At 38.3% G+C, this 23514-nt stretch carries 19 protein-coding genes and 1 riboswitch; of the genes, 7 read left to right on the forward strand and 12 right to left on the reverse strand.

Annotation, left to right across the window (positions count from 1 at the left end; all coding sequences use genetic code 11):
• The first annotated feature begins 76 nt into the window (after positions 1-76).
• The 5 genes from IGL80_RS08205 (at position 77) to IGL80_RS08225 (ending at position 4815) form a co-directional block, all read left to right on the forward strand.
• Positions 77-427, forward strand: coding sequence for a helix-turn-helix domain-containing protein (locus IGL80_RS08205; protein ID WP_002357747.1), 351 nt, complete (start codon positions 77-79; stop codon positions 425-427).
• A 338-nt stretch (positions 428-765) separates the two neighbouring features.
• The gene (locus IGL80_RS08210) at positions 766-1887 is read left to right on the forward strand and encodes a hypothetical protein (RefSeq protein ID WP_002360437.1); all 1122 of its coding nucleotides are present in this window, start codon (positions 766-768) and stop codon (positions 1885-1887) included.
• Positions 1888-2184: 297 nt separating this feature from the next.
• Complete coding sequence (locus tag IGL80_RS08215; RefSeq protein ID WP_002357750.1) at positions 2185-2385, forward strand: cold-shock protein; 201 nt, start codon at positions 2185-2187, stop codon at positions 2383-2385.
• A gap of 155 nt (positions 2386-2540) precedes the next feature.
• Positions 2541-3746, forward strand: coding sequence for a YdcF family protein (locus tag IGL80_RS08220; RefSeq protein ID WP_173965587.1), 1206 nt, complete (start codon positions 2541-2543; stop codon positions 3744-3746).
• Between the two features lie 16 nt (positions 3747-3762).
• Entirely contained in the window at positions 3763-4815 is a 1053-nt protein-coding gene (locus IGL80_RS08225) for an AI-2E family transporter (protein ID WP_085366477.1), read from the forward strand.
• A 20-nt stretch (positions 4816-4835) separates the two neighbouring features.
• Here IGL80_RS08225 and IGL80_RS08230 read toward each other — a convergent pair whose 3' ends face one another.
• A complete protein-coding gene (locus IGL80_RS08230) occupies positions 4836-7247 on the reverse strand; it encodes a hydroxymethylglutaryl-CoA reductase, degradative (RefSeq protein WP_002360439.1) in 2412 nt (803 codons plus the stop codon).
• A 185-nt stretch (positions 7248-7432) separates the two neighbouring features.
• Between IGL80_RS08230 and IGL80_RS08235 the strand changes: the two genes are divergently transcribed.
• A complete protein-coding gene (locus IGL80_RS08235) occupies positions 7433-8584 on the forward strand; it encodes a hydroxymethylglutaryl-CoA synthase (RefSeq protein WP_002357756.1) in 1152 nt (383 codons plus the stop codon).
• 72 nt (positions 8585-8656) lie between these two features.
• Here IGL80_RS08235 and IGL80_RS08240 read toward each other — a convergent pair whose 3' ends face one another.
• The 5 genes from IGL80_RS08240 to IGL80_RS08260 all read right to left on the reverse strand — a co-directional run bounded on the left by IGL80_RS08240 (position 8657) and on the right by IGL80_RS08260 (position 12712).
• On the reverse strand, positions 8657-9439 hold the full coding sequence (locus IGL80_RS08240; RefSeq protein WP_002404510.1) for a hypothetical protein: 783 nt from the start codon (positions 9437-9439) through the stop codon (positions 8657-8659).
• A 123-nt stretch (positions 9440-9562) separates the two neighbouring features.
• Complete coding sequence (gene dhaL, locus IGL80_RS08245) at positions 9563-10165, reverse strand: dihydroxyacetone kinase subunit DhaL (protein ID WP_002360441.1); 603 nt, start codon at positions 10163-10165, stop codon at positions 9563-9565.
• A gap of 12 nt (positions 10166-10177) precedes the next feature.
• Positions 10178-11161: a dihydroxyacetone kinase subunit DhaK gene (gene dhaK / locus IGL80_RS08250; RefSeq protein ID WP_002360442.1), complete on the reverse strand. Its 984-nt coding sequence runs from the start codon at positions 11159-11161 to the stop codon at positions 10178-10180.
• Positions 11162-11560, reverse strand: coding sequence for a dihydroxyacetone kinase phosphoryl donor subunit DhaM (gene dhaM / locus IGL80_RS08255; protein ID WP_002357762.1), 399 nt, complete (start codon positions 11558-11560; stop codon positions 11162-11164). It abuts the gene before it with no gap.
• Positions 11561-11572: 12 nt separating this feature from the next.
• Positions 11573-12712 carry a glycerol dehydrogenase gene (locus tag IGL80_RS08260; protein WP_002363858.1) on the reverse strand — a complete coding sequence of 380 codons (1140 nt, stop codon included), beginning with the start codon at positions 12710-12712 and terminating at the stop codon, positions 11573-11575.
• A gap of 160 nt (positions 12713-12872) precedes the next feature.
• On the opposite strand from IGL80_RS08260, the gene IGL80_RS08265 reads away from it, so the two are divergent.
• A complete protein-coding gene (locus IGL80_RS08265) occupies positions 12873-13859 on the forward strand; it encodes a PocR ligand-binding domain-containing protein (protein WP_002404508.1) in 987 nt (328 codons plus the stop codon).
• Between the two features lie 114 nt (positions 13860-13973).
• Here the strand turns inward: IGL80_RS08265 and lpdA are convergent, their stop codons facing one another.
• The 6 genes from lpdA to IGL80_RS08295 all read right to left on the reverse strand — a co-directional run bounded on the left by lpdA (position 13974) and on the right by IGL80_RS08295 (position 23510).
• Positions 13974-15380, reverse strand: a complete 1407-nt coding sequence (gene lpdA, locus IGL80_RS08270) for a dihydrolipoyl dehydrogenase (protein WP_002357765.1) — start codon at positions 15378-15380, stop codon at positions 13974-13976.
• A gap of 7 nt (positions 15381-15387) precedes the next feature.
• The gene (locus tag IGL80_RS08275; RefSeq protein ID WP_002357766.1) at positions 15388-17007 is read right to left on the reverse strand and encodes a dihydrolipoyllysine-residue acetyltransferase; all 1620 of its coding nucleotides are present in this window, start codon (positions 17005-17007) and stop codon (positions 15388-15390) included.
• A gap of 142 nt (positions 17008-17149) precedes the next feature.
• Positions 17150-18127 (reverse strand): alpha-ketoacid dehydrogenase subunit beta, encoded by a 978-nt coding sequence (locus IGL80_RS08280; protein WP_002357767.1) that lies wholly within the window; start codon positions 18125-18127, stop codon positions 17150-17152.
• A gap of 2 nt (positions 18128-18129) precedes the next feature.
• Positions 18130-19245 (reverse strand): pyruvate dehydrogenase (acetyl-transferring) E1 component subunit alpha, encoded by a 1116-nt coding sequence (gene pdhA / locus IGL80_RS08285; protein WP_002357768.1) that lies wholly within the window; start codon positions 19243-19245, stop codon positions 18130-18132.
• A gap of 598 nt (positions 19246-19843) precedes the next feature.
• Positions 19844-22456 carry a magnesium-translocating P-type ATPase gene (mgtA, locus tag IGL80_RS08290; RefSeq protein WP_010708217.1) on the reverse strand — a complete coding sequence of 871 codons (2613 nt, stop codon included), beginning with the start codon at positions 22454-22456 and terminating at the stop codon, positions 19844-19846.
• Between the two features lie 223 nt (positions 22457-22679).
• A riboswitch (M-box (ykoK) riboswitch) is annotated at positions 22680-22847 on the reverse strand.
• 81 nt (positions 22848-22928) lie between these two features.
• The gene (locus IGL80_RS08295; RefSeq protein ID WP_002407466.1) at positions 22929-23510 is read right to left on the reverse strand and encodes a TMEM175 family protein; all 582 of its coding nucleotides are present in this window, start codon (positions 23508-23510) and stop codon (positions 22929-22931) included.
• Positions 23511-23514 lie beyond the last annotated feature (4 nt).

Raw genomic sequence — 23514 nt, forward strand, 5'->3', positions numbered from 1 at the left:
CACGCTCACAATTGACAACCATTCGCTTTTACGCTAATTTAAAATTAGCAAACGGAAAACGCAAGGAGGACTTGAAATGACCTTAATTTCTCGCATTAAACAACTAGCTCAGTCAAAGCAATTAACCCTCGCCCAATTAGAAAGAAACGTCGGCATTTCCAATGGACAAATTCGTCGTTGGGATACCTCTTCGCCTAAAGTAGAGAATCTTTTAAAAATAGCAGACTATTTTTCTGTTTCCTTGGACTATTTAATGGGCCGCACCCAACAAACAGAGATCAATCATCAGGCACCTATGACAAGCACACAAAAAGAGTTACATATTCACATTACTACGGAAGAGTTAACAGAAGAAGAAATTACTCAGTTAGAGGAAGAAGCAAATCGTTTCTTGCGGTTCCGTAAATTTGAAATGACAAATTCTTAAAGAACGTTCACTTCTCCTAGTCAATTGATAGCAAAAAAACTAGCACCTAAACAAAAAAAACCACCACGACCGTCGTCTGTGGTGGAAATGAAGGTTGTTATTTACTCTTGGTAGGAGTAAGTATGAAAAAACCAATTCGGGATAATTGGCATAACGTAAGTATAGTAGTTTGTGCCTTTTTTATCATGAGTTTCAGCTATATTTTTTATAAAACTTTTATTAGAACACCATTAACAGTCCTTTATTTAGATTCTTTAAAGCGTTTTCTTTTATTGAACATATTGTTTTAAACATTCGATTTCCTGTGCTACACTTACTTTTAGAAGGGGGATTTTATTATGGCAAATCAAAAAAAAGATAGCTTATCAACATTATTTTCTGAAGAAGTTCATGGACCGTTTGTTACTTTCTTGTTTAACACCCATGTCGCTCATCAAAACGTAGAAAAAGATTCGCTTGTTTTGAAAAATTTTGCAAAAGCGGCAAAAACACGCTTTGAAAAAAAATTTCCTGAGGAAAAATGGGCTGTTTTCCAAGAAAAAATTGACGCACTTCTAGCTGATGCTTCCTTCTGGCGCAACGGCACAGCAAGTGTTTCAATCATCTTATCTCCAGAAAACACCTTTGTTCAACGATTAGATGTGCCCGTTGACGATCAATATTACGTGGACACGATCCCTTATTTACTTGGACTAGTCAAAGACAAACAATTTAACTACCATTATTACCTACTTGCTCTAAATCGCGATTCAATGAAACTTTACAAAGTCGATCATACGACTGTGACTCCTGTTGAATTGCCTAAAGACGCGCCAACAGACGTGGTCACAGCTTTAGGTGATGAATTAACGGGTGGTAATTTAAACTTTTCAACTCAAGGTAGTTCTAACGGTTCTAAAGAAGGTGTCGCTTATCATAGCATCAATACTAAAGATAAAGAAGTTGAAATTGATTGGGTGAACTACTATCAAGCAGTCGATACTTTCTTAAAAGATCAACTGGATAATCCTGAAAAATTACCGCTTTATCTTTATGCTTTACCAGAAAACCAAACACTCTTTAAAAAGATTGCTAAAAATCCTTATTATGATTGCTCAATTTCAGTTGCTGCTTCACCTGCACAAGCAACCATTCAAGATATCCGCAGCGCTAGTGAAAAAATAGCTGCAGAGTTAACAGAAAAAGAAACAGCTTCTTATAACAAATTACTAGATCGTAAATTCTTAGATCAATTTACAGATATTTCGCCAGCGGCAGCTGACGGTAAAATTTCCCATCTTTTTATTGCAACGTCACTCTTTGTTACCGAAAACAATGAAATGTCATCTGAAGAGTACGATCGCCGCAAACTTTTAAACACCATTGCTTACCAAGTCATTCAAAACGGCGGTCAAGTTTTTGTTTTAGACCAAAAAGCTGCACCAGATGAAAAGTCTTTAACGGCTATCCTCCGTTATTAAAAACAGGCAAAAAGCCCATTGTAAGAAAGCGCCTTACAATGGGCTTTTTTTCTGAGACTTATTGAAACAGCACTATAACAGCCTTATCTTCACTTTCTAGTTTTTAAAAAACATCCGATAAAAAAGAAAATAAGGTTATCGCTATACAAAAACCAGTTAGTATGCTATAGTAATAGATGTAGTTTTTGTTCGGTAATATGGGTAGCTGTTTCAAATAAACATCTTCCACATTTTTCACCTTTCAAGTAATTGCAAAATATGAATGTGTTATAACACACATCTAGGAGGATATTTATTATGGAAACAGGTACAGTAAAATGGTTTAACTCAGACAAAGGCTTTGGCTTCATCACTGCAGAAAACGGAAACGATGTATTCGTACATTTCTCAGCTATCCAAGGTGACGGCTTCAAAACTTTAGAAGAAGGTCAAGCAGTAACTTTCGAAATCGAAGAAGGTCAACGTGGCCCTCAAGCAACTAACGTTACTAAAGCTTAATTAAACAATACTGACTCAAAAACCTGACGTTAATCGTCAGGTTTTTTTTATAAAAAAAAGAACAAGAAAACTTTCTGAAACTAAGTGCTTCCTCTATTTTTTTTGAAGAGTTTTCGTTATACTGAAGAGGAAAAATGTTTTAAAGGAGTTTATTTATGCAATTTTATGGTGATTTAACCTTTTTAGGTGTTTATTTATTGGGTCTCTTTTTCATTCCCTCGTGGCGGAAAAAGAAAAAAGAACACGATTGGTTGCCGTGGATGTTTGGCTGGACTGTCTTTATGTTCTTCTCATATGTTTTATATTTAGAAATCATTCGTGGCACAGCCTTCTTTTTAATTCCCGTTGCTTTTTTTGGCTTGTTTGCGCTCTTCTACTTCAAAGAAAAAAGGCGTTTACTGAATGGAACATTATTTAATATTTTTCTTGTGGTTCTAGCGACTTATTTAGGGATTACTGCGATTCGTACAAACAACTACTTTCTAATCACCTTAGCAATTATTGCCCTGCTGGCGATTTTTATCGCTTTGGCTTTAGGACTCTATGCCTTAATTATTTTCCTCTATTGGAATGCGGTCGTTGTTATGAGAAAAGAAGGTCGGTCTCTAGGGAACTTGTTGACGTTGTTGCTGGCAATTGGCTTAACATTACTATTAATTTATAATTTCTTTTTTCAATCGTTGTTACCAACGTGGCTCTCCTTACCATTAACTATCGCGCCATTTATTTTGACTTATTTCGCGTTTGTTTTTTATAATTTTTTAACTGTTTCTACGTTGTATCAATTTAATCAGCCAAAATATACACAGGATTATATTGTTGTGTTAGGTTCGGGGTTAATCAATGGTGAGATTGTGCCGCCGTTATTGCAAGCCCGCATCAACAAAGCCATTCAATTTTACAAGGCTCAAAATCGCGCAACGTTAAACCCACCAAAAATCGTCATGTCTGGTGGCCAAGGCCCTGATGAATTACTTCCTGAAAGTGTCGCGATGAAAATGTATGCTTTGACACAAGGTATTCCTGATGATGATATTTTAGTAGAAGCTCATTCAAAAAACACACTAGAAAATATGCGTTTTTCCAAAGAAACAATGATTGAGGATTTTGGAAATGCTAATTTCCAAGCCATTTTTACTACAAACAATTATCACCTTTTCCGAGCGGGTCTTTTCGCTCGAATGGCTGGCTTAAAAGCTGATGGCATTGGTGCAAAAACCGCTTTTTATTTTTTACCTAACGCGTTTATTCGAGAGTTCATCGCCATTGTAGTGATGTACCAACGCCGCCATATTATTGTTTGCGGCCTAGCTGCCATCGGTATGGTTATGTTATTCTTAACAGGATTGATTATTCAGTAAAGAAGGAGTTTCCCCTATGAGTTTGTATCAAAAATTTATTCAAAATGAACGTTTGCGACGTTTTTGCGTCCTTGCTTTGATTATTTTTGTGCTTTATTTATCCAGAAGCATGATTACAACAATTCTTTTAACATTTATCTTTACCTATTTAGCTGTTCGTTTGGTTCATTTTGTTCAACGCTATATGAAAATCCCGACGATTGTCATCGTTCTCTTAACCTATGCATTGGTTGTTTTTCTAATCTATTTAGCGATTACTAAATATGTTCCCGTTCTAGTTAACCAAACGACTCAAATGATTAATTCTGTAGTTGATTTTTATCAAAGCCCACATACAGATACAAATCAAGTATTGCAATTTATTGATCAATACTTGGAAAAATCTAACTTACTCTCTCAACTCCAGAATGGCGCTTCAATGATTTTACGCTACATTCAAGATATTGGCGCTGTCGGCTTATCATTTGTCATGTCCTTTATTTTAAGTTTCTTCTTTATGATTGAGAAGAAGCAAATGGCTGATTTTTCTAAGTTATTTTTAAAAAGTGATTTTGATTGGTTTTTTCAGGATATCTATTATTTTGCCAACAAGTTCGTCAACACATTTGGTGTCGTAATGGAAGCTCAGTTTTTCATTGCTGTGGTGAATACAGTCATTACTACCTTGGCCTTGGCGATAATCGGCTTTACTCAGCTACCTAGTTTAGCCATTATGATCTTCATTTTGAGCTTAGTCCCAGTTGCTGGTGTGATTATTTCCTGCATTCCGCTAAGTTTCATCGCTTATTCCCAAGGTGGCTTGAACGATGTGATTTATATCTTAGCTTTAATTACAATCGTCCATTTATTTGAATCTTACGTGCTAAATCCTAAATTCATGTCTAGTAAAACAGAGTTACCAATCTTTTATACGTTTGTCATTTTATTAGTTAGTGAGCGTCTCTTTGGTGTATGGGGACTTATTGTAGGAATCCCTGTGTTCACTTTCTTCTTAGATGTCTTAAAAGTAAAACCAATTCGTGGCCTGAAACGGCTACCTAGTGTGAAAAAAAATAGTTCAGCAGAATAATTTCTGCTGAACTATTTTTTTTATTGTTTTCTTAAATCATTTAAAATAGCCATGGCTCGGTCTTGGTTCATCGTTTTTTGACGTTTTAATTGTTGAGCGACTGCCTCAACTTCTTTACCAGTAGCTCCGACCGTCATCGCTAAAGAACGTGCTTGTAGAGCCATGTGTCCTTTTTGAATTCCTTCAGAGACTAAGGCCCGTAACGCCGCTAAATTTTGTGCCAAACCAACAGCCGCTACTACTCGACTTAGTTCTTTTGCATCCGTCACTGCTAACAAATCAGCGGCTGCTTGAGATTTAGGTAAGACTTTTGTGGCACCGCCAACCGTGGCTAACGCAAGCGGAACTGAAATTTCACCAATTAGTTGTTCGCCATCCAGCGTCCAACTAGTCAAGCCTTGGTAGCGACCTTCTTTCACCGCAAAAGCATGACAAGAAGCGCTAACAGCGCGTGTATCATTTCCTGTAGCTAAAACTACAGCTTCAATGCCATTCATGATTCCTTTGTTATGCGTGACTGCCCGATAAGGATCTAATGAAGCATAGCGTGAAGCTAAAACAATTTTTTTAGCAATTTCCCGGCCATTGCTCCCCTTACTTAAACGCGAAACTGGAATAGCCGTTTTCATCGTAACAACCGACTCCGTTGCGTAATTGCTTAAAATACTGAATAAAATCTTTTGCTCCGCAAACCATTCACGGAACAACTCGGCCACACCTTCCAACATAGCGTTAACGATATTTGCCCCCATTGCATCCTTAACATCTACTAAAAAGTCGACAGATACAAACGATTCATCAAAAGCACGATACTGCAAATCTCTTAAGCCGCCGCCCCGTTTAACGATAGATGGATAACTTAACTCTGCTTGTTGAAAAATTTCCGCTTCTCTTACTTGTAGTTTATCAATCAATGACTCGGGATCTGCAACATCGTAAAAAACGATTTGTCCACGCATTAAGCGTTGTTGATTCACTGTTTTAAATCCTTGTGCTATTTTTGCACCATTACTCAAAGCCGCAATCACTGAGGGCTCTTCTGTCGCCATTGGTACCAAATAATCAGTTTCGTCCACTTTTAAATGTAAGCCAATGCCCATCGGCACTTCTGTTTCACTGATTTGATTTTCAATCATATGATTGGCAATCTGCGAAGATAAAGCCGTATTTTCAAATTCTTTTTTTGTATCAGCAGAAATCTGGCCTTCATTAAGAAGAGAAGCCAGGCGTTCCTCAGGACTCATTTGATAAAATCGGCTGTTTTTTTTTTGCTGAGGTCTCTCTAGTAGCATAGCGAGTCCTAAGCCACCGCCGATACATAAAGAAGCCACTCCATATTTCTTTTCTTTTTGATTTAATTGATAACTTAAACTCGTTAATAAACGAGCACCTGTGGCACCAATCGCATGACCTAACGAAATACCGCCACCATAAATGTTAACCTTTTCCTCTGGTAAAGCCAGTTCTCTTTGGACCACGATTGAAGTTGCTGCAAATGCTTCGTTGATTTCATACAGATCAATTTCTTCCGTAGTAAGTTGATTCCGCGCTAACAGTTTTTGAATGGCTTTAATCGGCGAAATTCCCATATAGGCTGGATCGATACCGACTTCCACACTGTCTCGAATAATAGCTAAATAAGGAAGACCGTGTACTTCGGCATATTCTTGTGAAGCAATAATCAAAGCAGAAGCCCCATCATTAATGGTTGATGCATTCCCTGCTGTTACAGTACCGTCTTCTTTAAAAACTGTTTTAAGCGTTCCTAGCTTCTCAACGCTCGAATTAGGGCGAATCCCTTCATCTTTCTCCACAAGCGTTCCTGATACTTCTAATGGGGCTATTTCGTCAGCGAATATCCCTTCTGCTTGTGCTTGAGCTGCTTTTAATTGTGAATGTACAGAAAATTGATCTTGCTCTTCTCTAGTTACATGATACTTTTCGGCCACATTTTCAGCAGTTAAGCCCATTGCCTGACCACTAAAGGCATCCGTTAATCCATCATACATCATACTAGAAAAAGGCGCATCATAGCTTTCTGTTTCGTAATTAAAACGTTGTAATTTAGGTGCTTGGGACATATTCTCAATCCCGCCAGCAATTAAAACTTCCGCTTCTCCTAATTGAATCAATTGTTTCGCCAAAATAACGGCCTTCATTCCTGATCCGCAGACCTCATTAACCGTCATTGCGGGAATTTCATGAGACAAACCGCTGTTTATTGCTATTTGTCGTGCGGGATTTTGGCCATTTCCAGCTTGTAAAACATTTCCAAAGATTACTTGATCAATTTCTTCAGAAATAGTGGAATGTCTTTTTAAAAGTTGTGTTGTAACATGTGTTCCTAAGTCTACGGCACTTACTTGACTTAAGCTGCCTTTATATTTTCCAATTGGTGTTCGTAATGCATCAATAATAACTACTGTTTTCAACTAAATGCACCTCCATCTTGAAATATATCATAAAATCCCAGAATCACAAGTGCCAATTACTGAATGTTAACAGACTTATAAGATATTTTTTAATAATCTATGAAGTTAATACAAAAATTCCCCATTTTGGTTCATTTCGTGCTATTTTATATAATGAATCTATTTATCGTAAAGGAGTTAAAGAAATGACAATTGGGATTGATAAAATTAGTTTTTTTGTGCCCCCTTATTATATTGATATGACGGCACTGGCTGAAGCCAGAAATGTAGACCCTGGAAAATTTCATATTGGTATTGGGCAAGACCAAATGGCGGTGAACCCAATCAGCCAAGATATTGTGACATTTGCAGCCAATGCCGCAGAAGCGATCTTGACCAAAGAAGATAAAGAGGCCATTGATATGGTGATTGTCGGGACTGAGTCCAGTATCGATGAGTCAAAAGCGGCCGCAGTTGTCTTACATCGTTTAATGGGGATTCAACCTTTCGCTCGCTCTTTCGAAATCAAGGAAGCTTGTTACGGAGCAACAGCAGGCTTACAGTTAGCTAAGAATCACGTAGCCTTACATCCAGATAAAAAAGTCTTGGTCGTAGCGGCAGATATTGCAAAATATGGCTTAAATTCTGGCGGTGAGCCTACACAAGGAGCTGGGGCGGTTGCAATGTTAGTTGCTAGTGAACCGCGCATTTTGGCTTTAAAAGAGGATAATGTGATGCTGACGCAAGATATCTATGACTTTTGGCGTCCAACAGGCCATCCATATCCTATGGTCGATGGTCCTTTGTCAAACGAAACCTACATCCAATCTTTTGCCCAAGTCTGGGATGAACATAAAAAACGAACCGGTCTTGATTTTGCAGATTATGATGCTTTAGCGTTCCATATTCCTTACACAAAAATGGGCAAAAAAGCCTTATTAGCAAAAATCTCCGACCAAACTGAAGCAGAACAGGAACGAATTTTAGCCCGTTATGAAGAAAGCATCATCTATAGTCGTCGCGTAGGAAACTTGTATACGGGTTCACTTTATCTGGGACTCATTTCCCTTTTAGAAAATGCAACGACTTTAACCGCAGGCAATCAAATTGGGTTATTCAGTTATGGTTCTGGTGCTGTCGCTGAATTTTTCACTGGTGAATTAGTAGCTGGTTATCAAAATCATTTACAAAAAGAAACTCATTTAGCACTGCTGGATAATCGGACAGAACTTTCTATCGCTGAATATGAAGCCATGTTTGCAGAAACTTTAGACACAGACATTGATCAAACGTTAGAAGATGAATTAAAATATAGTATTTCTGCTATTAATAATACCGTTCGTTCTTATCGAAACTAAGTATTTAAATCCCCCGATTCAATCAACAAAAGAGCTAGACATTCAAGCAAAAACTTGAATGTCTAGCTCTTTTTATGAAAGCCAAACTTCTTTGACCCCGTCTGTCACGGCGATACCATCTGTCAAAGCTAAACGTTGTGAATAAGAAACGTAGCCATAATAAACATCAACACCGCCGCCATTGTTCCAAGTAACAGTGATTTTAACATTTGGAGTAATCGATTTTGTAGCTGGTTGGGTCGTCGGGCGATAACTAGTCGTATCATAACTTAAAATAGTGCCCGAAGCTCCACTTATTTCGGCTTTTCCTGTGTAAATTTCGTCATTCGTATTCGTCTGCGTGACCGCTCCATTCGCTTCAATGATTAACCCCGCTTGCTTTTGATCTCCTCGTGGATAATAAAAAAGATACGTGGTTGCCCATTTAGCAAACTCATCTGGAATCGGTTTAAGTGATTCCGTTGGTGCCGGACTCGACTTCGTTTGCTTTTCAACCGCAACTTCTTCTTGTCTTTTTAAGCCTTCATTATTTTGATTATTTAGTTTCTCAACCGTTTCTTTAACGATCGAATAATGAGGTTTCCCTAAATCGCTAACAGGGATCGTAGCTAATTTTTCTTCTGATTCTTTATATTGCCCCTCTGCCGTTAACTTTTTAGCTTCTGTAATAATGGCATCATACTTGGTTTGGTCTACGGAAGAGGATGTGCTTTGTCCCGTAGCTTCGACTTGTTTTGTGACACTGGTTTTTTCTGTGGTCACGTCTGATGAATTTCCACAAGCACTTACAAACATTGAGCTAACGATTAATAAACATCCCACAATCACATGCTTTTTCATTTTTAAATCCCCCATTTGTCTATCTTTGTTATTTTTTGTTACTTAAATTATCCCATAGATGAACAAAAGAAACCATTATTTATAAAAAAGCTTAGCAAGCGCTTCAAGAGAGGCACTTGCTAAACTTTTTTCTCACTGTTATTGATTGATTACTTTGACTAGTTCTTCAAATAATAATGCACTAGATGCTGCTCCTGGATCAATATGACCAATTGCTCGTTCCCCTAAATAAGAGGCACGTCCTTTTTTCGCCACCCAATCTTTTGTTGCTTCAGCAAATTGTTCAATTTTTTCTTCATTAAATTGTTCCGTTCCAATTACTTCAGCAACAGGTGCCCAGACATCAACCATCGTTTTATCTCCTGGTTCAGCTTTGCCACGCATCTGAATCCCAGCTAGACCTTGCTGAACAATTTCTTTTAATTGCTCTGGCGAACTGATGGTTTCCAAATCTTTTGTCGCTTTAGTCATATTCATAAACGCAGTACCATATAAAGGACCAGAAGCTCCGCCAACTTTTGAAATCAAAGCCATGGATAGGACTTTAAATGTCTCCGTGATTGTTGTTGGTACTTTTTTGTCAAACGCAATTTTGTATTCAGCCATACCACGAGCCATGTTGTTACCGTGATCCCCATCACCAATCGGCGTGTCTAATTCACTTAAATAGTCTTTTTTTTCTTCAATAACTTTTGAATAATTGTCTAACCATGTTTGAATGTCTTTTACTGTTAATTCCATCTTTTATCACCCTTACCAAGAAATTGTTGTTACATTGCTTTCTAGCGCTGTTTGCCAGTCTTTTGTCGCCAAGTCAATCATCGTTAAAGATAATCCTTGCATGTCAATAGACGTCATATAGTTACCCACTTTATGGAAGGTCACTTGAACACCTTTATCTTCTAATAATGTTAGCACGTCGTTCATAAATACAAATTGTTCCATTAATGGCGTGCCGCCCATGCCATTGACAAGTACCCCCACTGTTTGTGGTTGTTGCTCATAGCTACTTAATGTTTTTTCAACTAATTCTTTCGCTAACTCTTTCGATGGTTGGATTTTTTCACGACGATAGCCTGGTTCTCCGTGAATCCCTACGCCAAATTCAATTTCATCTTCTGGTAAAGTAAAACCTGGTTTGCCAACTTCAGGCACAGTGGCTGCTTTTAAAGCCACTCCAATTGTTTTCGTGGCTGCTACAATCTTTTCTCCTAAAGAAACGAGCTCTTCTAAAGAAGCACCTTGGCGGGCATGGTGTCCTAAAATTTTATGGACAAGAACAGTCCCGGCAACGCCGCGTTTTCCAGCGGTATAGGTGCTATCTTCGACAGCAATATCGTCATCGACAACGACCATTTCTACATGAATGTCTTCCATATCAGCCATATCTTTGGCCATTTCAAAGTTCAAAATATCGCCTGTATAATTTTTTACGATTAACAGAACACCGGCCCCTTGGTCTGCCGCTTGGATCCCTGTTAAAATTTGATCTGGTGTTGGTGAAGTAAAGACATCACCTAAAACTGCGGCATTTAACATTCCATCACCAACAAACCCAGCATGTGCAGGCTCATGACCACTTCCGCCACCAGATACTAACCCAACTTGTTTGTTTGAGTCGTTGCGAGCAATCACGCGAGAATCTTCGACTTGATGAACAAGCTTTCCATAGCTTTTCACAATTCCTTGGAGCATTTCTTCGACAATTTTACCAGGTTCATTAATAATTTTTTTCATTTAGTTCCACCCTTTCTTACCAGCATTTTGAGCTTCTGCTAAAATTTGCGTCAAATCATCTGAGACACCTGCAGTAATTGCTGCCGCAAAGGCACCTTCAACCAATGGTGCATCGACTAAATGATAATGTTTCTGTTGGTCTTCTTCTAGCATATCAAAAGCTAATTCTGAACTTAAAACGGCACTGCCTAAATCGGCAAAAATTAAAAATTCTCGGTCAGAGTCCGCTTCGTTAATCGTGTCAATGATTTTCATTGGATCTGAACCTAATGAACCATCTGATGTACCACCAAGTGAATGAATTGTAATTTCTTCACTGGCGTTCATCTGTTCAATCATCTCTTTAATACCATCTGTAATCATTTTGCTATGTGAAACGAGTAAAATATCTGCTTTCATGTGGACACTTCCTTAATCTAATTTATGTCTTGTTTTATATTCTTGTCCGACTTTATCTGCAACAATGATTGCATTCGCTACTTCTTCAACGACAATTGGAAATGGCATTGAATGAATTGATTCTTCTGGAATGCAAGCAATTTTGGCTACTTCCAACGCTTCTTCATAAGTGATTTCATCGACACCAATGTCTGAAAGCGTTAATGGTAAACCTACAGAAGCGCTAAAGTCTAAAACAGCTTCTAATTCGTCTTTTGCTGCATCTTCTAATACAAGTTGTGCAATCGTTGCAAAGGCTACTTTTTCACCATGTAAATAACTGTGCGCACCAGGTAAGACTGTCATACCGTTATGAATCGCATGAGCTGCAGCTAAACCGCCACTTTCAAAACCTAAGCCTGAAAGTAAGATATTTGTTTCGATAATCTTATTCAATGATTCAGTAACCACATTTGCATCACAAGCTAATTTCGCTTTTAACCCATCTTCCTGGAGGTTTTCCCAGCAAAGTTTTGCCATGGCCAAAGCTGCATATGTGCCGCTAGCAGCAGGCGTTAAGCCTTCTCTTGAACCCATTGGCAAACTAGCATTAACCCGAGAATATGAATTGTGTGTTGCGCGTGCTTCAAAATATGTGGATAAGGCATCCCCCATTCCAGCAACTAAAAATCTAGTTGGCGCTTTGGCAACCACTTTTGTATCAACCATCACGACGCTTGGACTTTGTTTAAAGTAAGCATAATCATCAAATGAGCCATCTTCATGATATAGTACAGCTGAATGCGAAGTTGGTGCATCTTGAGCCGCAATCGTTGGTACAATAATTAAGTTTTCACCTTCTGCTACGACTTTTGAAGCATCGATTGCTTTACCGCCACCTAAACCAATGATACAGTCTGCTTGTTCTTTTTGTCCAACGTTTTGCAAGCGCTTTGTTTCTTCACGCGTTACTTCTCCACTAAAGCCACCCTCTACGAAGGTAATGTCAAACTTTTTCGCTGTTTCTTCCAATTGTGGACGTACACGATCAACGTCAGCAGGATTTGCAATTAGTAACGCTTTTTTTCCAAAAGTTGAAACGAAGTAACCTAAGTTTAGTAATTCATCTTCCCCTTGAACATATTTCGTTGGTAAAATCAATGCTTTTCTCATGTTGATAGCCTCCTATATTTTGTTTACATACATAGTATAAAACGCTTTCATCAAAAAAGCATTGAACTTTTGGTATCGTTTTCTTGCAAAAAATGATAGAATTATTTTGTGAAATAATAAAATATTATGATTTTTAAACTTTAGATTGAAGGATTGCCTTATGACTGTAGAATTAAAAAATATTTTAGATTTAGAAAAGTGGGAAAAATTGCAAGAATCATTGGCCTTAAGCACTCGTTTAGCCATTATTTTAGTCGATTATAAAGGGCGACCTGTGACGAAACATAGTCAAGTTCAACCCTTTTGCCAACTGGTACGTCACTCCCCTGAGCTCTCGAAACTTTGTGAAAAATGTGATGCTCGTGGTGGCTTGGAAGCTGTTCGCACTGGTCAGCCTTTTATCTACCGTTGTCACTTTAACATCGTTGATATGGCCATCCCCATTATTGTTGATGACCAGTATGTAGGAGCCATTATGGCTGGTGAAGTTTTGCTCGAAGATCACCAAGAAGAGTTAGAACAGGTTTTAACCATGAATGATGCCTTCATTCAAGAATTTTTAGTAACACACCAAGTGCTGTATCAACAATACCCTGTTTTAGAACTAGCAGACTTAGAAAAGAGCGCGACATTAATCGCTGATCTAAGCCAATATATTATTTCTGAAGCCATCAAAAAAGATTATTTAATCAATACGTACAAACAATCCTTACAGATTAGTTCGCGAAAAGAAGAGCTGGAGCCATTGAATATGATCCAAAAAGATATTCAACAAACTTTATTAACTGCTCAATTAACTCCTTCAAGTGCCTATCAAACTAAAAATAAGCAATTACAACCGGTTTTAGATGCCCTTTGGGAAAACAAATCGCTGCGTTTAAATTTACAAGAACTGGCAGACCTTGTTCATTTGACACCGACGTATTTAAGTCGTTTATTAAAAGAGGAGTTTGGTATTCCCTTTAGTCAATTTTATCGACAATTAAAAATCACATGGGCTAAACAGCTTCTTTTGGAGACAGATAAAACGATCGCCCAAATCAGTGAAGATTTAGGGTTTGTTGAAGATAGCTATTTTGTCCGTATCTTTAAACAAGAAACGGGTGAAACACCTCTTAAATACCGTAAAAGAAAGAACAGAGCATAAAAAAAACAACGACTCCGAGAAGTCGTTGTTTTTTTTACACCTTTTGCACTTGCTGTGGCTAATGCAACAAGTGCAAAAGGCGCATTATATCTGTCGTGCGACAAAGTGATACTATTAAATATGAATTGGTAAACCTAAAGCCAATTCAGCTGTATCCATAGTAATTTCGCCCAATGATGGGTGTGGGTGGATTGTTAAAGCAATGTCTTCTGCATTCATGCCAGATTCAATAGCTAAAGCTAATTCAGAAATCATGTCACTTGCACCGACACCGGCAATTTGTGCACCGATGATGACATTGTCTTCTACAGTTGTAACTAAACGCATGAATCCTTCAGTTTTATCTAAAGAGATTGCACGGCCGTTACCAGCAAATGGGAATTTGTAGCCTTTTGCTTCGATTCCCGCTTCTTTTGCTTCTGCAACAGTCATACCAACGCTTGCCAATTCTGGATCAGTAAAGGCAACAGCTGGCATTGCTTTGTAATCAACTGCAACTTTCTTACCAGAAATTGCTTCAGCAGCAATTTTTGCTTCGTAGCTTGCTTTATGCGCTAACGCAGCACCTGGTACGATGTCGCCGATTGCGAAGATGTTTTTCACGTTAGTACGTCCTTGGTTGTCAACTGGGATTAAACCACGTTCGCCAATTTCAACGCCCGCTTGTTCTAAGCCTAAGTCGTCTGTGTTTGGACGACGTCCAACAGTGACCATTACGTAATCTGCTTCAACACTTTCTTCTTTTCCGTTAACTTCATATTTAACAGTGACGCTATCGCCATTGTCAACAGCTTCTTTAGCCATTGCAGAAGTCACGATTGTTACGTTTTTCTTCTTGAAATCGTCTGTGACAACTTTAACCATATCTTTTTCATAAGTTGGTAAAATTGATGGGCTACCTTCTAAAATTGTTACTTCTGAACCTAAGTTAGCATAAGCGCCACCTAATTCAGCACCGATGACACCGCCACCGATAATAACGAATTTTTTAGGAACTTCTTTTAAGTTTAAACCGCCTGTAGAATCTAACACGCGTCCGCCAAATTTGAATCCTGGGATTTCAATTGGACGAGAACCTGTTGCTACAATAGCATTATTGAATGAGTAAGTTTGTGCTGAGTCTGGGTGAATAACACGCAATGTATTTTCGTCAACGAAGAATGCTTCGCCTTCAATAATTTCTACTTTGTGTTTTTTCAATAACATGCCAACGCCGCCTGTTAATGATTTAACAACTGTGTTATCTTTCCAGTCTTGTGTTTTTGCAAAGTCTAATTCGACTCCTTTAGCTGTTACACCAAAAGTTGAAGAATCTTGTGCTTCTTGGTAATGATGTCCAGCAGCAATTAAAGCTTTTGAAGGAATACATCCAACATTTAAACAAACGCCTCCGATGTATTCACGTTCGATAATCGCAACTTTTTGACCCATTTCTGCGGCACGAATTGCGGCAACGTATCCTCCAGGACCAGCTCCGATTACGACTGTATCTAGTTCAATGGCGAAATCTCCTACTACCATTTGTTAATCATCCTTCCATTAATAGTAATTCTGGATCAGCTAATAAGCGTTTAATGTTGTTCATTGCTTTTTGAGCAGTTGCGCCGTCAACGATACGGTGGTCAAAGCTTAATGATAATTTCATCATGCGTCCCACAACGATTTCGCCGTCTGCATTAACAACTGGTTCTTGTGCAATTGTACCAACGCCTAAAATAGCAACTTCAGGGTAGTTGATTACTGGTGTAAACCAGCCGCCACCGACTGAACCAATGTTACTAATTGTGATTGTACCATCACGCATATCTTGTGCAGTTAATTTACCTTCGATAGCCAATGCTGCTTTTTCGTTGATTTCATCAGCGATAGCAAACATGCTCTTCGTATTAGCATTTTTAACATTTGGTACATATAAGCCATGATCTGTATCAGTAGCGATACCAATGTTAAAGTAATTTTTGTAAACAATTTCTTGTGCTGCGTCATCGATTGATGCATTCAAGATTGGGAATTTTTGAACAGTTGAAGTCAATGCTTTTACAACGTATGGTAAGAATGTTAATTTTGTACCATTTGCAGCAGCAACATCTTTAAATTTCTTACGGTGATCCCATAATTTAGAAACTTCTACTTCATCATGTAATGTTACGTGAGGAGCAGTGTGTTTGCTGTTAACCATTGCTTTAGCAATTGCTTTACGTGTTGGTGTCATTTTTTCACGTGTTTCCATTTCGCCTAAATCAGAAGTAAAGGCTTTTGGCGCTGCTTTAGGTGCAGCTGCTTCCGCTTTAGGTGCTGCTTCTGTTGCGGCAGCTTCAGTAGCTGGTGCTGCTTGAGAACCACCAGAGACAAAGGCATCAATATCCGCTTTAATGACACGGCCACCTTTACCAGTTGCAGTTACTTGTGTAATATCAACGTCTTTTTCACGCGCATACTGACGAACAGATGGCATTGCTAAAACGCGTTTGTTTGGATCAGCGGCTGCAACTACGCCTGTTGAAGCGGCTGGAGCTGATGCTTCCGCTTTAGGAGCGTCAGTAGCTGGTGCTGCGGCTGCCGGTGCTGCTGAATTATGACCAGGTGCGTCAATTTCAACTAACACGTCACCAACGTTTGCAACTGTTCCTTCTGGTACAACGATATTTTTTACAGTACCTGTTACTGGTGATGGAATTTCTTCTACTGATTTGTCATTTTGTACTTCTAATAATGAATCATCTTCATTAATTGTGTCGCCAGCTTTAACGAACCATTTAACGATTTCGCCTTCGGCAATTCCTTCACCGATGTCTGGTAATTTGAATTGGAAAAATCCGCCAGCTGCTTCGGTTGTTGGTACAGCAGCAGGTTGTGCTGGTGTTTGTTCTTGTGCAGGAGCTGCTGGTGCTGCATCGTTATCTTCGTGACCAGGTGCGTCGATTTCGATTAACACGTCACCAACGTTTGCAACTGTTCCTTCTGGTACAACGATATTTTTTACAGTACCTGTTACTGGTGATGGAATTTCTTCCACTGATTTGTCATTTTGTACTTCTAATAACGTATCGTCTTCGTTGATTGTATCGCCAGGTTTTACAAACCATTTAACGATTTCGCCTTCGGCAATCCCTTCACCGATATCCGGTAATTTAAACTGATAAGCCATTTTTTAAGTCTTCCCTTCTTCGTTGGATCTGTCTATTTTCTTAGGAGCAAAACGCGGGGAAACGACTATAGTAGCTGAACATTTCATGCCTATAGCCGTATTCCACCTGTTTAATTCTTCGTTTATCTACTTCGAATAACTATTAAAATTCGACGATTTCTCTAGCTTTTGCTTCGATATCTTTCGCATTTGGTAACCAGATATTTTCTGCTTGTCCGAATGGGAAGATTGTATCTGGAGCAGATACACGTCCGATTGGTGCTTCTAATGATAATACGGCACGTTCAGAAATTTCAGAAACAACCATAGCGCCAACGCCAGCTTGTTTTTGTGCTTCTTGAACGACAACCACACGGCCAGTTTTTTCAACAGAGTTAATAATTGTTTCCACATCTAAAGGAGCCACTGTACGTAAGTCAATGATTTCTGCTGAAATATTGTCTTTCGCTAAGCTATCAGCTGCTTTAATCGCTTCACGAACCATAGCGCCGTAAGTGATGATTGATACGTCTGTTCCTTCACGAGTTACAGCCGCTTTATCTAAAGGCACTTCATAAGCTTCGTCTGGCACTTCCTCACGGAATGAACGGTATAATTTCATGTGCTCTAAGTAAACAACTGGATCGTTGCTACGAATAGATGAAATTAATAGTCCTTTTGCATCGTAAGGGTTTGATGGAATAACAACACGAACACCTGGTGATTGTGCGATTAATCCTTCTAAGTTATCTGAGTGAAGTTCTGGTGTATGAACACCACCACCAAATGGGGCACGAACAGTAATTGGCATATTACGAGTTCCACCCATACGGTAACGCGTACGAGCCATTTGACCAACGATTTCGTCAAATACTTCAAAAACGAAACCAAAGAATTGGATTTCAGGAACTGGACGGTAACCTTGCAAGGCAAGACCGAAAGCCAATCCACCGATACCAGATTCAGCTAAAGGTGTATCGAAGACGCGGTCTTCACCAAATTTTTCTTGTAAACCTTCAGTTGCACGGAAAACCCCACCGTTGTTACCAACGTCTTCACCGAAGATTAAGACATTTTCGTCTTTCTCTAATTCAAGAGCTAAGGCATCTGTAATTGCTTGGATCATAGTTTTTTGTGCCATTTTTATTTCGACTCCTTCGCTTCATAAAATGCAATTTGTTCTTTAATTGTTTGAGGTTGAACTTCAAACATATTTTTCAAGAAATCAGAAACTTTTTGTTTTGGCGCTTTATCCGCTTCTGCAATCGCTACTTTGATTTCTTCTTTTGTTTTTTCAATAATTTCTTCTTCTTTTGCTTCAGACCATAAGCCTTTATCTGTTAGATATTTACGGAAACGAGTCAATGGATCTTTTTGTACCCATTCGTCATCCATTTCTTTTGAACGGTAACGTGTTGGATCGTCTCCAGATAAAGTATGTGGACCATAACGATAGGTTAATGTTTCAATTAAAACTGGACCATTTCCTGCAGCTGACCAATCACGTGCTTCTTTTGCAATTGCGTAAACTGCTAACGGATCCATACCATCAACTTGAATACCAGGAATTCCTGCTGCAACAGCTTTTTGAGCTAAAGTTTTAGCCGCTGTTTGTTTTTCACGAGGTGTAGAAATCGCAAAACCATTGTTTTGGATAATGAAGACACCGTTTGCTTGGTAAGCACCAGCAAAGTTAATTGCTTCATAGAAGTCCCCTTGTGAAGAACCGCCGTCACCAGTATAAGTGAAGACAACATTTTCTTTTCCACGTTTTTTCAATCCTAAAGCAACACCAGCTGCTTGGATGTATTGAGCACCAATGATAATTTGTGGTGGTAATGCATTTAAATCTTCCGCGTAGTAGTTCCCTGCTACGTGACCACGAGACCATAAGAAAGCTTCTCTTAATGGTAAACCATGTTGTACTAATTGAGGTACATCACGGTAACCTGGTAGTAAGTAGTCTTCTTTTTCCATTGCAAATTGACTTGCCAATTGGCTTGCTTCTTGTCCAGCTGTTGGCGCGAAAAATCCTAAGCGTCCTTGACGATTTAATGCAGTAGAACGTTGGTCTAACACACGAGACCAAACCATGCGTGTCATTAATTCAACTAATTCCTCATCCGATAAATCAGGTACTAAATCTTCATTCACAATTTTTCCATCTTGATCCAAGATTTGGAAAGTTGGGAAATCAGCGTCGACTTTAGCCATTAGCTCTTTAAAGTCAATAGGTTTTTGTTTCTTAGCCTTTGCCATTTTGTCACACAATCCTCTCTATTACGTTTCTTTAATTTCGATAAAAGTAAAACAGAGTGCGAAACTGTATTACTTTTTATCGACTACACTTAACAAATTATCACTAAATTCGAAAAAGCGCAAGAAAAAAACTCTAATTTCTTCATTTTTTCACAAAAGAGCAAAACCGCATGTTTTTGCGGTTTAGTGATAATTTTCACAAACAAGAAAACGGTTTCTGTTCCACACTTCTTCTGTACTATTTTTCTCCTAACTGTTATATTCTATTTTGAAAATATTATATAACAGTTCTATTAATTCGAGCCCCCTCATCCCCGAGCTGGCTAGTAATCTGATTTCCGAACTTTGCGTTTTCATGAAAATTATCTTGAAAAAACCAAAAAATAAAAACCGTCAGCCGAGTAACCTACTCAGCATGCGGTTTTTTATTTTTTAGAGAACAAAGTTTTTTTCGTTAATTTTTATTTTTTTTGGCTCGTTTTTTTGCCAAATACTTTGCCTTAGGTTTTATCACGAACATTCATTGCTTAAAATCACCAAATTTTCGCAAAACGAGTAATACAGCTTAGCAATTTCTTTTCTCTTTCAGTAGATTTTACTAAATCCATTCCTTAGTAATTTTAATATATAAACGTTTAGCTACTTCAACAGTTAACATGTACGCAATGATGATTCCAAAGAACCATGGCCAGTAGTTAGCCGGAAGTTTCACAAAGTCAAAAACCTCTCTTATAGGCGTTGCTACAATCAGGAAACCGAGTAAAATTGCGCCTAAACTACTTAACATCACAGGCATTGACGCACGACTTTGAATGAATGGTATTTTCCGCGTCCGGACCATATGAACAACTAACGTTTGACTAACAAGTCCCACCATAAACCAACCTGTTTGGAATAAATGTTGAGTTGCCAAACTATTGGCGCTAAACACAAACCACATGACAAGATACGTTAGAATATCGAAAATACTACTTACCGGGCCAATACATACTGTAAATTTCGCTAGTCCGTTCGTTTCCCACCGAACAGGGCTTAATAACTCTTCTTCATCGACATTATCCCAAGGAATTGTCAACTGAGCCACATCATAAATCAAATTTTGAATCAAGAGTTGTAAGGAAAGCATTGGTAGAAATGGTAAAAAGGCACTGGCTACTAAAATTGAAAAGACATTCCCAAAATTGGAACTGATGGTAATTTTAATATATTTCATCATATTGCTAAATACTTTTCGTCCTTCAATCACACCAGATTCCAGTACATTTAAACTTTTTTCCAGTAAAATAATCGAGCTAGCATCTTTAGTAATATCAGCTGCAGTATCTACTGAAATGCCCACATCAGCTTTTCGTAATGCCGGTGCATCATTAATGCCATCCCCCATAAAACCAACCGTATGACCTTTTGCTTGTAGCAATTCAATAATTTTAGATTTTTGCATCGGATTTAATTTGGCAAATAAATTAGTTTCTTCTACTTGCGCCCGCAACTCTTCATCTGTCATTGCTTCAATTTGAGAACCTAATAACACATGGGAAACTTCAATGCCTACATCTTTACAGACTTTTTTGGCGACAATGTCATTATCGCCCGTTAGCACTTTCACGTTGACACCATGTTCATGTAAGGAGCGGATAGCGCTGACGGCTGACTCTTTTGCTGGATCAAGAAAACCCATAAATCCAATCAATGTCATCTCTTTTTCATCTTCAACTGAATAAACTGCTTCTTTGTGGACATCTTTTTTTACAGCTACCGCTAACACACGCATCCCTTGTTTGTTCATTTGAACATTTACTCGGCGTAGTTCTTCTCGTACAGCACTGCTTAATGGTACAATTTCGCCATTAATTTGCGCATGCGTGCACACTTCTTCCATTTCTTCCACGGCGCCTTTCGTAATCATCAATTGATGATCATCTGCATTTACGACAACCGTTAAGCGGCGTCTGGAAAAATCAAAAGGAATTTCATCAATTTTAGTGACATTTTTAAACGGCGTTTTCCATTGATGCTCTTCATAAAAATTAATAACGGCAATATCCATTAAATTTTTCCAACCTGTTTGATAAGAAGAATTTAAGTAGGCTAAATTTAGAACCTCGTCACTCAAATCACCTAATGGATTCAAATGTTGAACCAAAACTACACGATCTTCGGTAATCGTTCCAGTCTTATCTGTACAGAGCACATCCATACCACCCAAATTTTGGATAGCCGCTAATTCTTTAACAATGACTTTATGTTTCGATAAGGATAATGCACCCTTGGCTAAGTTACTCGTAACAATCATTGGCAACATTTCTGGTGTCAAACCAACTGCAACGGCAATCGCGAAGAAAAACGCTTCGCCCCAAGCACCTTTAGTTAAACCATTAATCAAGAAAACGATTGGAAACAAAATCATTACCATTCGTAATAAAAACTTACTGACTTTTGCTAAGCCTAAGTCAAAACTAGTTTTTCCTCGTTGTATTGTAGCATTTTTAGCAATATCACCAAAAAATGTATGTTGCCCAGTTTTTAAAATAATCGCTTTTCCTTGTCCACTCAAGACATCTGTGCCCATAAACACTAGGTCTTGCATATCTAATGCAGAAACCTCTGTTTGTTGACGATCCACACCTGCATCCACAAATTTTTCGACAGGCATGGATTCGCCTGTTAGCGACGATTGATTAACGAATAAATCTTTGGTCCAAATCAACACGGCATCTGCAGGAATCATGTCTCCTGTAGCTAAAGTTACAATGTCTCCTGGAACAATTTCGTCCATTGGAATTTCTTTCGTAATCCCTTTCCGTGTCACTGCAGCGGTATTTTCAATTAATTCTTTTAAATCCAAACTCGCTTTTTGAGAACGATACTCTTGTATAAAAGCAATCAAGACACTGGCTAAAATCATCACGCCCATCACGATAGCGGCTTCGAAATCTTTCGTTAAAGTTGAAACGACCATCAATAAGGCTAAGACATAGACAAATGGATCTTTGAATGCACTTAAAAATAAAATAATTGCTGGGGTTGGCTTTTGTGCAGAAACTTCGTTTGGTCCAAATTCCTCTAATCTTTTTTCGGCATCTTCATTCGAGAGTCCTTTTTCAGATGTCCGTAATTCCATCATTAATTCCCGTTCAGAAAGCAAAGCCAATTTACGTAATTCTTGATCTTTGGTTGCTTTTCTCATATCCATTGTTTTTTTGTTCATCATTTTCTTTTCCTCCAAGGTTGTGGTCACCTGCCGAAAAGAGCGCTAAAATCTTCTCCTTTCATTGGTGACTGTATTTTGTTTCTCTGTTCACTTCCAGGGTCTTCCATGACAGTCATCCTTTCTTTTTCTTATTTATACTTCCAGTGAATAATTGCTTTTTTGCCAAACACACAAAAAAGGACCTACTCAACAATAGAGTACGTCCCAAAATACCATCTTTAAATAAGATTCTCTATCGTTGAGCTTTAGCACTATAGGGCGTAGATAACATGTATCAGCTACATTATGAATAACCTTCACGATTATTCCTGTTCAACCAACTAAGGGTCTCTCGATCCTTTCGCGGCAGCAGCATTTGTCCAAATAGGAGCCTCACCTAACAATTATTCAGTTTTTATCCACTTCTTATAATAGAGGAGTTTGACATTCTTGTCAAAAGATTTATGACTTTTTTGTTATAAATAAAAAATAACTACTTTAAAATTTCCTTTATTTCTGCTTTTCGCTCAGGAATAAACCACATGACTAAAACAATCGTATCAATAATCAGGACAGCGATTGGTGCTACCAGTTTACCCACAATCAACGCAATAATATTCAACACAATCGAAAGCGTTAATTTTGGATAGTGGCCAAACAAACGTTGTACTTCGGATTTGGGCCCATTTGCCTGAATCAATGCCCGCACCACTAGATAATAAGCAACATCAGCTCCTAATACTACTAAGCCATACAAAGCTTGTGGCGGCCAAGAAAACGGATGTTCACCTACCCAACCAGTAACAAACGGGAAAAACGTCAACGTCAAAATTAAAAAATTATTCATCCAAAGGACACGTCCATCAATTTTACGGACACTTTGAAATAAATGATGATGATTGTTCCAGTAAATTAATAAAGTAACAAAACTAATTAAATAAATAATGATTTTGTGTCCAGATTGAGTCAGAGCAGACCAATCTGCTTTTTCAGGAATTTTTAATTCTAAAATTAATAACGTTAAAATAATCGCAATCACTGCATCTGTAAATGCTTCTACACGTGTTTTCGGCATCATT

It is taken from the genome of Enterococcus sp. DIV2467a (genome assembly GCF_050532945.1).
Taxonomy (GTDB): domain Bacteria; phylum Bacillota; class Bacilli; order Lactobacillales; family Enterococcaceae; genus Enterococcus; species Enterococcus faecalis.

Bases quoted from the DNA above. Each gene is read 5' to 3' on its own strand.
- mgtA (WP_010708217.1), bottom strand. From the start codon at position 22,456: ATGATGAACAAAAAAACAATGGATATGAGAAAAGCAACCAAAGATCAA.
- IGL80_RS08265 (WP_002404508.1), top strand. From the start codon at position 12,873: ATGACTGTAGAATTAAAAAATATTTTAGATTTAGAAAAGTGGGAAAAA.
- pdhA (WP_002357768.1), bottom strand. From the start codon at position 19,245: ATGGCAAAGGCTAAGAAACAAAAACCTATTGACTTTAAAGAGCTAATG.
- dhaL (WP_002360441.1), bottom strand. From the start codon at position 10,165: ATGGAATTAACAGTAAAAGACATTCAAACATGGTTAGACAATTATTCA.
- IGL80_RS08240 (WP_002404510.1), bottom strand. From the start codon at position 9,439: ATGGGGGATTTAAAAATGAAAAAGCATGTGATTGTGGGATGTTTATTA.
- IGL80_RS08220 (WP_173965587.1), top strand. From the start codon at position 2,541: ATGCAATTTTATGGTGATTTAACCTTTTTAGGTGTTTATTTATTGGGT.
- dhaM (WP_002357762.1), bottom strand. From the start codon at position 11,560: ATGAAAGCAGATATTTTACTCGTTTCACATAGCAAAATGATTACAGAT.
- IGL80_RS08225 (WP_085366477.1), top strand. From the start codon at position 3,763: ATGAGTTTGTATCAAAAATTTATTCAAAATGAACGTTTGCGACGTTTT.
- IGL80_RS08205 (WP_002357747.1), top strand. From the start codon at position 77: ATGACCTTAATTTCTCGCATTAAACAACTAGCTCAGTCAAAGCAATTA.
- IGL80_RS08210 (WP_002360437.1), top strand. From the start codon at position 766: ATGGCAAATCAAAAAAAAGATAGCTTATCAACATTATTTTCTGAAGAA.
- IGL80_RS08235 (WP_002357756.1), top strand. From the start codon at position 7,433: ATGACAATTGGGATTGATAAAATTAGTTTTTTTGTGCCCCCTTATTAT.
- dhaK (WP_002360442.1), bottom strand. From the start codon at position 11,161: ATGAAAAAAATTATTAATGAACCTGGTAAAATTGTCGAAGAAATGCTC.
- IGL80_RS08215 (WP_002357750.1), top strand. From the start codon at position 2,185: ATGGAAACAGGTACAGTAAAATGGTTTAACTCAGACAAAGGCTTTGGC.
- IGL80_RS08280 (WP_002357767.1), bottom strand. From the start codon at position 18,127: ATGGCACAAAAAACTATGATCCAAGCAATTACAGATGCCTTAGCTCTT.
- IGL80_RS08260 (WP_002363858.1), bottom strand. From the start codon at position 12,712: ATGAGAAAAGCATTGATTTTACCAACGAAATATGTTCAAGGGGAAGAT.
- lpdA (WP_002357765.1), bottom strand. From the start codon at position 15,380: ATGGTAGTAGGAGATTTCGCCATTGAACTAGATACAGTCGTAATCGGA.
- IGL80_RS08295 (WP_002407466.1), bottom strand. From the start codon at position 23,510: ATGCCGAAAACACGTGTAGAAGCATTTACAGATGCAGTGATTGCGATT.
- IGL80_RS08275 (WP_002357766.1), bottom strand. From the start codon at position 17,007: ATGGCTTATCAGTTTAAATTACCGGATATCGGTGAAGGGATTGCCGAA.